The following is a 9,511-nucleotide window of genomic DNA, read 5'->3' as shown; positions in this document are numbered from 1 at the left end:
GGATCAATCTATGCAATTGCGCCTGTAACTTCGGCAGAAGCTACTATTAATTAATGTATAAAAGTATAAAATAGAAGGAAGAGTGGCTCACTCTGCCTTCTATTTTATGACTAAGGTGAACTAAATGAATTGGCTTAAACCAATTGTGAAAGAAGACGATTCGCTTGTTCGTTAAAATGTTGACCAATCCCAGTCTGTTCGATAGTCGGGGCTTATTTGACGTTCACATTTTTCACGTTACTACTTTCTCTTTCTAACTAGGTATATGTTAAACTAGGGTATCACCAGCATTTCGGAAAAAAACCACGCTAAGCACATTTTAATACAAAAAAGCTCTCTTAACAGCGGCAGGCCCAAACATGAGACTGTTTGCTATTAAGGGAGCTTCCTAAACGGATAATCGCCACGCTTATTTCACAACTTATTCCTTAGTCACCAGCTTCAGCGGCGCAGGAATGGTTTTTTCCACTGTCTTGCCCTGCAACACATCATATGCGGCTTGCACCGCAAGCTGTCCGATCAGGTCAGGCTGCTGTGCTACGGTTGCTGTCAGCTTGCCTTCCTGAATCGATTTTAATGCATCGTCATTGCCGTCAAATCCGATAACCGGAATATTTTTGCCGGTGCTTTTAATGGCTTCAATCGCACCGAGCGCCATTTCGTCATTGTGCGCGAATACAGCTTGTACATCAGGGTTTGCTTGAAGCAGGTTTTCCATCACGTTAAGACCTTTTGTACGGTCAAAGTCCGCCGTTTGCTTCGCAATAACTTTCAAAGTCTGGTCTGCCACTTCGTGGAAGCCTTTGCCGCGTTCACGGGTCGCCGATGCGCCCGCTACACCTTCAAGCTCAATGACTTTCGCATTTTTGCCGACGAGGTTCTCAATAAATTCAGCCGCCATGCGGCCTCCCTTGACATTATCTGAAGCAACCAGTGCTTCAACGTTGCCGTGATCCGCCGAACGGTCGAGCGTAATGACAGGAATACCAAGGCTATTCGCCGATTGCACGGCAGTCGAGATGGCTGCGGAATCGGTAGGGTTAATCAGAAGTACATTAACGCCTTTTTGCATCAGGTCATCAACGTCATTGCTTTGTTTAGCCGAATCGTTTTGCGCGTCGACGACAATTGTTTCTATGCCGTGTTTTTTAGCTTCGGCAACAACGCCATCTTTCAAGGAAACAAAGAACGGGTTATTCAATGTAGAGACGGACAAACCGATTTTCATATCCTTTAAGTCCCCACCCGTTTTTGGCTTCGCCCAGCTTGGAGGCTCCAGAGAACAGCCGGTAGTTAAAATGAGCAGTAACGCTGACAGTATTATCGTTAGCTTTTTCATGTGATTCTCTCCTCTCGCTTATGCAGATTTCTTCCGGTCAATGAGTACCGCAATCAGAATAACGATACCTTTGACCACCATTTGATAGAAGGAAGATACGCCGAGCAGGTTAAGTCCGTTGTTCAGAGTACCGATAATGAGCGCACCAATCAGCGTACCGACAATTCGTCCCCGGCCTCCGGAAAGGCTTGTACCGCCCAATACAACCGCAGCGATTGCGTCAAGTTCATAAGATGTACCTGCAGTCGGCTGCGCCGAGTTCAAACGCGAAGTCAAGATAGCCCCGGCCAAAGCGGAGAGCATACCTGCTAAGGAATAAATCATGATTTTAACGCGTGACACTTTAATACCGGATACGATAGCCGCTTTCTCGTTACCCCCGATTGCATAGGTTTTGCGTCCGAAAGCCGTTTTGTGCAAAATCACCCACAGTACTGCGAAGGCAATAATCATCGTGATTGCTGGAACCGGAATGCCGAACTGATAACCGCGACCGAACAATTGGAATGTCATGCTGTCACCAAGCCCGGTAATCGGATTACCATCTGTATAAACAAGCGTCAGTCCTCTAAAAATGGTCATTGTTGCAAGTGTCGCGATAAACGGAGCCATTTTACCCTGTGTAACCAGAAGACCGTTAATCATGCCCATCACACCACCAAGCAAACAGCCAGCGAGGATAGACAGAATCGGATCATAGCCCGCTACGAGCATATTGGCTACAAACGCACTTGATAATGCTAGTGTTGAGCCGACGGACAAGTCGATCCCGCCCGTAAGAATGACAAAGGTCATGCCAAACGCAATCAATGCGTTGATGGATACCTGCCGCAGCAAGTTCAAAATGTTAAGCGGTTCCAAAAAACTTGGGTTAAGAACGGACACGATGACAATCAGTATGAATAGACCAAGGAGCGGTCCGAGCTTTTGCGTCATTTGCGATAGTTGAAAGCCTTTGCTTGTTTTTGCATCATTGATGGTTGTCATATCACTTTCCCCCTGTCGCCAGCGTCATTATTTTTTCCTGTGTCGCTTCTGCTTTATTTAATTCTCCTGTGATTCGTCCTTCGTGAACTACAACGATGCGGTCGCTCATGCCGAGCACTTCAGGCAATTCGGAAGATACCATAATGATCGCAACGCCATGGCCTGTCAGTTCGTTCATGAGCTGGTAGATTTCGCGCTTAGCGCCAACGTCTACGCCCCGGGTTGGTTCATCGAGGATTAACAGCTTCAGTCCGATGCCTATCCACTTGGCGATAACCACCTTCTGCTGATTACCACCGGACAAGTTGCCTGCTGCGGTTTCTGCTGAATGCGTTTTGATTTGCAATCGCTTAATCAAGGCGTCCACGAATAACTTTTCACTTTGCGTTGAGATGATGCCTTTCTTTGTAAACCCGCTAATGCTTGGAAGCACCATGTTATCCCGAACGGAAAAGTCCAGAACCAATCCTTCGTCTTTTCGGTCTTCCGTAATGAAACCGATTCCATGATTAACGGCGTCAACTGGCTTTCTGATCTCGACCTTCTTGCCGAACATACGGACCTCGCCTTGATCCAGCCGATCCAATCCGAACAGCGCTCTCATGATTTCGGTGCGTCCAGAACCCATCAGGCCGGAGAAACCAACGATTTCACCTTGACGGACGCTGAAGTTTACATCTTCAAACGATCCTTTGCGAGTTGCATGCTCTACTTCCAGTACAACCTCACCTGGTGAAGGGTTGCGAGCAGGGTAGCGTTCGGTCAGCTCCCTGCCGACCATTTTCTTTACGACTTCATCGAAATTGGTTTCTGGAATCGCCTTGGTGTCTACGGTTCGGCCATCACGCATTACCGTGATTCGGTCACAAATTTCGAAGATCTCCTCCATTCGATGCGATATATAAACAATCGATACTCCTTCTTTTTTCAAGGACTGAATGACTTCAAATAGTTTCTGAATTTCTCTTTCCGTCAGCGCAGAGGTTGGTTCGTCCATGATAATGACCTTGGTGTCCGTCAACAGTGCCTTGGCGATTTCAATCATCTGCTGCTGTCCTACCGAGCATTGTCCTGCTTCTATATTCAACGGTATATCAACGGAGAGTCTTTTGAATTGCTCAATTGCAAGCGCCTTCATTTCCTTGGATTTTAGAAGTCCCCAAGTCGAGGACATCTCCTTCCCGATGAACAGGTTGTCCACCACGGTCATGTCAGGCCATATATTTAGCTCCTGATGGATAAAAGCGATACCTTGCCGCTCCGCTTCTTTCGGATTGGCAAAATACGTTTCCTTGCCGTCGATCAGGATGGTTCCTTTATCTCTTGCATGCAGGCCCGTCAGAATGTTCATTAGGGTGGACTTGCCCGCACCGTTTTCGCCCATGAGGGCGTGAACCTCGCCTTCGCGCAGGTCAAAATCAACGCCGGATAGTACCTGGTTGCTGCCGAAGGCTTTGTGGATTCCTTTCATTTGAATCTGCATAATGGCTCCTCCTTAAAAGTTTTGCGAACGTTGCCTCTCTGGATGTCCTTTATAGCAAAACTGACTTCGAAAGCACTTGCTAACCGAAATAGACACCTGCTTGTAAAATGATATTGGCGAACGGTTTAGCCTCGCCCGTGCGAATCACCGCTTTGGCCTTGCGAGTTAGTTCCTTGAATTCTTCGTGAGGACAATCCTCGATTTCACAATCTGCGAATTTATGCTGAATATAAGCATTTGCTTCATGATTTTGCGCTTTGATTTCTTCCGCAATCACCACTTTTTCGATTTCCATATCGGCAGCAATGGAATTGACGGTATCCTCGAAGCTTGGCGTACCTAACGTCAGCGCCAAATCAATTTTCTTGACCCCTTCCGGGATGGGAAGACCGACGTCGCAGACGACGATTGTATCTGTGTGGCCCAAATCGGCCAGAATTTTCGAAATATGACTGTTCAAGATGCCTTGTTTTTTCATGTTACATCTGCGCCTCCACTTCTTGACGATATGGCATGCCGCCCTGCGCACCAAACTTCGTTACAGACAAGGAAGCTGCACGGTTGGCAAAACGGACGCTATCGTAAATCGCTGTTCCTTCAGCTAATGCGACCGCAAAAGCAGCGTTAAAGGTATCTCCCGCGCCTGTCGTATCTACCACTTCCACTTTGTAAGATGGTACGAGCACTTCATTAGAGCCGTCGAAATAACGCACTCCTTTGCTGCCTTCGGTAATAAACAGCTTGTTCGGATATTTGCGCAGCGCCTCAGAAACCGTTAGAGATGAAAACAGGATTTCCGCTTCATGCTCATTTGGTGTAATATAAGCAGCGTTTTCGATTACTTCATCATCAAGCGGACGTGCTGGCGCTGGGTTGAGCAGCAGCGGAATCCCAAGGTTCTTGCAGATCCGGCTGACATGAGTAACGGTTCCCACCGGAATCTCCTGCTGGATCATCACCATATCCGCTCCTTCAAAAGCTTCCCTCGTATGGTCGATATATTCTGGGGTAACTTCATTATTGGCCGCTTTCACAACAACAATACTGTTATCACCTTCTGCCAAAATGATATGCGCTGTTCCACTTTCCATATGTGGAACCGGTTCCACATTGTCGACACAAACGTTGTTTTGCTTAAAGTTGTTCAAAATTTGCGCTGCGAATGCATCGTCTCCCACTCGCCCGATCATGGTTACGTCGGCTCCGAGCCGCGCTGCGGCAACGGCCTGATTCGCTCCTTTGCCTCCAGGAACGGTTTTGAAGCTTTCCCCGAGAACTGTTTCACCGGCCCCCGGGCGTTTGGATGATGTAACGACTAAATCAATCGATGAGCTTCCTACTACAATAATTTTAGCCATGTTGCCCCACCTTCCTCATTGTTTCCCGCTCTGTAAATGTCACGGGCATTTGTATGATTTTCTGATCTACATTTTCATTCTCTAATAATTGTATTAAAAGGTCTGCCGAGGCTCTGCCCATATCATAAGCGGGCTGCCTGATCGTCGTCAGTGCTGGTGTTAAGAGACTGCTGAGCGGAATATCGTCAAAGCCGATGATTTGCACGTCATCCGGCACATTCTTGCCAAGCCGAAGCGCTTCATGAAGCACCGCAGTAGCGACAATGTCGTTGCTGGCAATGATGCCATCCGTGTCCGGATAACGCTCGAACAATTCCTTCGCCCATTTTCCTGCCTCCGTGAACGAAAACGATGTAGTCTGGATTACGTTGTAATCCATCCCATGGCTGTTCAGCACATCAATCGCGCCCTGATAACGATCCTGTGCCGGCCGAATGGAAGCCGGACCCTGCATGACCGTAATGCGCTGGCTGCCGCGGGCAATCATTTCATGGGCAGCTATCTTACCGCCTTCATGTCCGTCCGCATATACCGACGGGCGATTGTCCACCGTACGGTCGAGAAATACTACCGGAATCTTCAGCTTCTGATAAATAACTGCATCCGGATGATTCGTGGATGCAATCACGCCAACCACATTATTTTGTACGAAGGTCTGGATATATTCTTTTTCTTTTTGTATATTTTCATCGCTATTGCCAAAAATGATTCGAAAATCATTCTCCTGCATCTTATCCTCCACCCCACGCGCCAACTCAGGAAAAAAAGGGTTGGTGATATCAGGGAGTAGGAAACCGATCAGTCTGGATTTTCGCTTGTATAAGGATCTAGCTACTTCATTCGGCGTATAGTGAAGTTCTTTGATTGCGCTTTCAATCTTTCTGCGGGTATCATCATGCACATATCCAGTGTCGTTGATTACCCGCGATACGGTTGCTGCGGATACGCCCGCATGTTTCGCTACGTCTCTAATCGTTGCCATCGTTGTTACTCACCTCTAAATATGAAACCGGTTACACATATAAAATAACACAATCATTTACCTTTGACAAGGTTTATGGCTGTTCCATTATCTAGGTAGGATGGCTGGCAGCATCTTTTTGGTGGTCGTGGCAGGCTGCGGTTCTGATCAAGTAGAATCTGAGGAGTGTTTGTAGTTGAAAATCTACGACACAAACATTAGTCCTTGACCTTGGATTTCCACCCATTTAGTAAAGATGTCTTGAACCAATGTTTGTGTCGTTCTACAATCATCCTGTAATGCGGTAAAACGGAGGGCGGACCGCCTTACTCCGAAATGAAGGAACTTTTGCTTGTTCGGAATCCTATCTCATGAAATCTTGAAGACTGATTTTTTGGACAATCTCATACCCATTCCCCGGCCCTTTGGGCTTAATCACAACAGTCCCCATATAAGGGATCTCACCGACAGCAACACCGGCAGGAAAAGCGTGACCGATGATTACTTTGTTCGTTCCAGACAGGGGTACTACCTCGAACATTTTCTCTACCTGCGTCACAATGCTTTGTTTCTCTGCAGCTGAAATTGTGCTATCGCTAAGCTTAGCGATAGCCGCCAAAGAAGGATCGACAGCCACATTGCCTGAACCAAAGGCAAGTTCTGCCGATTCTCGGGTTCGGCAATATGGACTCGCAACAACTGGATATTGAACAGGAATATTGAGTTTGCGCATAGACTCCCCAAGCATTTTAGCCTGCTCTCTTCCGGTATCACTCAGATTGCGCTGCGTCGAGCATTCATTAAAATCCACGGCCGGTCGATCCTGCCCAACCGTAGCTTCGCCATGCCTCACATACAAAATATATCCGCCTTTTTGTAAGGCGTGGATCACAGAGTCTAATTCATTTTCAGGCACATCCAATCGCATATTACTTCCGCTTTGGAAACCGGACATGAACATCAAAATAGCCATAAATATTGGTAGGAGTACATACCGTACATACCTTTTCATTCTCATGTTGTTGGGCACCCTCTCATGCACGAATGTACTCCTATGATTCGCTAAATTCAGCTATTTATACCTAGATTGATCCAAATGCTTCTTTCTGTGGAGCCACAACTGGTATTCCTCATCTAGTACCGTATACTTCTTATCTCCTGGTTTACACAGTGATAGCTCGGCTAAAATGTGGGATAACTTATGTTCTACCATTAACCGATCATACACCTCATCTGAGGAGGCCATCTGATCCGAACCTTGTCCATCATCGCCAACTTGCACTGCCTGACTTAATGAGCGTTGTGACAGTGTCACTTTGCCGTCATGAAAAACCAGCCATTTTTGACATACTCGTTCGAGAAAATACCGATCATGGGAAGCGATCAGCATCGTTCCAGAATACGAGGTTAACGTTTCCTCCAGTTGCGTCCTGCTCTGTAAATCCAAATGGTTCGTTGGTTCGTCCAAAACAAGAACGTCTGAACGATTGACGATCAAGTTCGCGATTTTGAGACGCATCCGTTCTCCTAGGCTCAGCTGCTTCATCGGCTTCATCAACATTTCTGCCTCAATCCCCATCTGAGCGAGTACCGTGCGTACTTCGGCAAGACTATCAGAGTCGTACCCGTACCATTCCAATGCGCATTGCTCCGCATCCAGATCGTCCAGCTCCTGAGATAAGTAGGCGGGCTTGATGCTTGGACTTAGCCAGATCTCTCCACGATCAGGTTGAAGCTGCCCTATTAACATCCGGATAAGTGTTGATTTGCCGCACCCATTTGGCCCTAGAAGTCCGATTCTATCTCCACGCTGAACGGTAAATGAACTATCCTGGAACAGCAGCTTATTCCCTACAGATTTATGAATCCGATTGGCTTCCAACATTCGTCTCCCCCGTTTGTCGGGATGATCAAATTCAAAATAAATCTGCTGCTCCTTTCGCGGCTTCTGAATTCCTTCACATTCGATTCGACGAAGCCTTTTTATCCTCGATTTCACCTGTCGATCCATTTTCTTGGCCTTGGTACGATAGAACTCCTTGATGCCAGTACGCATCTCTGCCATTTTGCCAACTTTGCCTGCTTCTCGGTGCGCCTTGGAAGACCACTGTTCCAAGCGGTGGATTTCAACTTCTATTTTTGCTTTATACTTTTGCTCCGTCTCATATTGATGCAGCTGATTCTGATATCTTCGAGCTTTTTCATCGCGATACGCGCTGTAGTTCCCCATGTATTCATGAGCAACCCCATCCTCTAGCTCAATAGTACGCTGAACCGTCCGATCAAGAAAATATCGATCATGCGAGATGACAAGCATCGAACCATCGTATGAATTCAGTTCTCGAATCAACCATTCCACACCATCCAAGTCTAGATGGTTCGTAGGCTCATCTAAAAGTAATAAATGAGGGCGAGTTGACCAGATATGAGCTAGCGCCAACTTCGTACGCTCCCCTCCGCTCAGATGACGAGCTCTCTCCATTTCCCACGACTGCACCTGTCTTACGCCCATCATGCTTGTTGCAGTCATGAATGAGGAAGCCCCATCCTTCTCCAGCATGCACTCCGACATCTCACTGAACATTTGAACTGAATACGAAGTCGATTGCTTTAAATATCCAATATCAATCGAATCTCCGAAACAAGTGATCACACCTGTGTCCGGCTTTACTGTTCCATATAGTAACTGGGCGAGTGTCGTTTTGCCTGCACCATTGCATCCGACCAGTCCAATGCGATCCCCCTTGGCAATATCGAGCTGAACATTTCGTAGCACCTGTAAATCTCCAAAGGCTTTCGCTAAATTTCTACAGCTTAACAACAACGTCATACGTTTACCTCCTTTATCCGCGCAACTAAGCGCAACAAAAAAACTCACCGGCCTCTGCCGATGAGTCACGATTAGATTGTGCGATAAAGAAACCCTAACGCAAACAAATAGCATACCCTCCATAAGCACTCTGTAGCTTACGCATAGGTACAAGTCGCGGCAAAACAAAACAGGAGCAAGCTAATTCAGCCTGCACTGCTTCCACTGTCCGAACTATTACGATAAGGAGTATCTGTAAATAGGCACACGTGTTTTCTAACCGTTCCACCATTGCGGCAGAGCGCTGGATCGTTGTTATCCAATTCCATAACGAGTCCAATTAGTTAGTCCACATGTCCTTAAATAGATACCTCCTCTTACATAATCGTTTCTACCTTATCACATTGCTATAAAAAAGTATACAAGTATTGATCATTAATTCATATAAAAAATTTGCGGGTAGCAAATTGTTGGTTAAATCATGAACTCAATATATCAACACCAAACAAAAACAAGAGAGCAAATGCCCTCTTGTTTCTTCAAATCGTGGTAGCGTCAATATTTTTGTGTAAAT

At 46.5% G+C, this 9,511-nt stretch carries 8 protein-coding genes; all 8 read right to left on the bottom strand.

Annotated elements, in window-relative coordinates; genetic code table 11:
* Positions 1-421 precede the first annotated feature (421 nt).
* On the bottom strand, positions 422-1,339 hold the full coding sequence (gene rbsB, locus BBG47_RS26195) for a ribose ABC transporter substrate-binding protein RbsB (RefSeq protein ID WP_065294190.1): 918 nt from the start codon (positions 1,337-1,339) through the stop codon (positions 422-424).
* Positions 1,340-1,357: 18 nt separating this feature from the next.
* Positions 1,358-2,326, bottom strand: coding sequence for a ribose ABC transporter permease RbsC (gene rbsC, locus BBG47_RS26190; RefSeq protein ID WP_065294189.1), 969 nt, complete (start codon positions 2,324-2,326; stop codon positions 1,358-1,360).
* 1 nt (position 2,327) lies between these two features.
* Positions 2,328-3,809: a sugar ABC transporter ATP-binding protein gene (locus BBG47_RS26185; RefSeq protein ID WP_065294188.1), complete on the bottom strand. Its 1,482-nt coding sequence runs from the start codon at positions 3,807-3,809 to the stop codon at positions 2,328-2,330.
* A gap of 79 nt (positions 3,810-3,888) precedes the next feature.
* Positions 3,889-4,287, bottom strand: a complete 399-nt coding sequence (gene rbsD, locus BBG47_RS26180; RefSeq protein ID WP_065294187.1) for a D-ribose pyranase — start codon at positions 4,285-4,287, stop codon at positions 3,889-3,891.
* 1 nt (position 4,288) lies between these two features.
* Entirely contained in the window at positions 4,289-5,167 is an 879-nt protein-coding gene (rbsK, locus tag BBG47_RS26175) for a ribokinase (protein ID WP_065294186.1), read from the bottom strand.
* Positions 5,160-6,149, bottom strand: a complete 990-nt coding sequence (locus BBG47_RS26170) for a LacI family DNA-binding transcriptional regulator (RefSeq protein WP_065294185.1) — start codon at positions 6,147-6,149, stop codon at positions 5,160-5,162. The genes rbsK and BBG47_RS26170 overlap by 8 nt, the downstream gene beginning before the upstream one ends.
* 343 nt (positions 6,150-6,492) lie before the next feature.
* Positions 6,493-7,146: a histidine phosphatase family protein gene (locus BBG47_RS26165; protein ID WP_065294191.1), complete on the bottom strand. Its 654-nt coding sequence runs from the start codon at positions 7,144-7,146 to the stop codon at positions 6,493-6,495.
* A gap of 54 nt (positions 7,147-7,200) precedes the next feature.
* Complete coding sequence (gene abc-f, locus BBG47_RS26160) at positions 7,201-8,958, bottom strand: ribosomal protection-like ABC-F family protein (RefSeq protein ID WP_065294184.1); 1,758 nt, start codon at positions 8,956-8,958, stop codon at positions 7,201-7,203.
* Positions 8,959-9,511 lie beyond the last annotated feature (553 nt).

The sequence above is a fragment of the Paenibacillus sp. KS1 genome, assembly GCF_001680695.1.
In the GTDB taxonomy this organism is placed as follows: domain Bacteria; phylum Bacillota; class Bacilli; order Paenibacillales; family Paenibacillaceae; genus Paenibacillus_B; species Paenibacillus_B suaedae.
Note: the sequence above shows the minus strand (reverse complement) of the source record. Positions and strands in the feature narration are given on the sequence as shown.

What these genes read in the sequence shown, in the direction of transcription:
- rbsB (WP_065294190.1), bottom strand. Translation starts at nt 1,339, where the DNA reads ATGAAAAAGCTAACGATAATACTGTCAGCGTTACTGCTCATTTTAACT.
- rbsC (WP_065294189.1), bottom strand. Translation starts at nt 2,326, where the DNA reads ATGACAACCATCAATGATGCAAAAACAAGCAAAGGCTTTCAACTATCG.
- BBG47_RS26185 (WP_065294188.1), bottom strand. Translation starts at nt 3,809, where the DNA reads ATGCAGATTCAAATGAAAGGAATCCACAAAGCCTTCGGCAGCAACCAG.
- rbsD (WP_065294187.1), bottom strand. Translation starts at nt 4,287, where the DNA reads ATGAAAAAACAAGGCATCTTGAACAGTCATATTTCGAAAATTCTGGCC.
- rbsK (WP_065294186.1), bottom strand. Translation starts at nt 5,167, where the DNA reads ATGGCTAAAATTATTGTAGTAGGAAGCTCATCGATTGATTTAGTCGTT.
- BBG47_RS26170 (WP_065294185.1), bottom strand. Translation starts at nt 6,149, where the DNA reads ATGGCAACGATTAGAGACGTAGCGAAACATGCGGGCGTATCCGCAGCA.
- BBG47_RS26165 (WP_065294191.1), bottom strand. Translation starts at nt 7,146, where the DNA reads ATGAGAATGAAAAGGTATGTACGGTATGTACTCCTACCAATATTTATG.
- abc-f (WP_065294184.1), bottom strand. Translation starts at nt 8,958, where the DNA reads ATGACGTTGTTGTTAAGCTGTAGAAATTTAGCGAAAGCCTTTGGAGAT.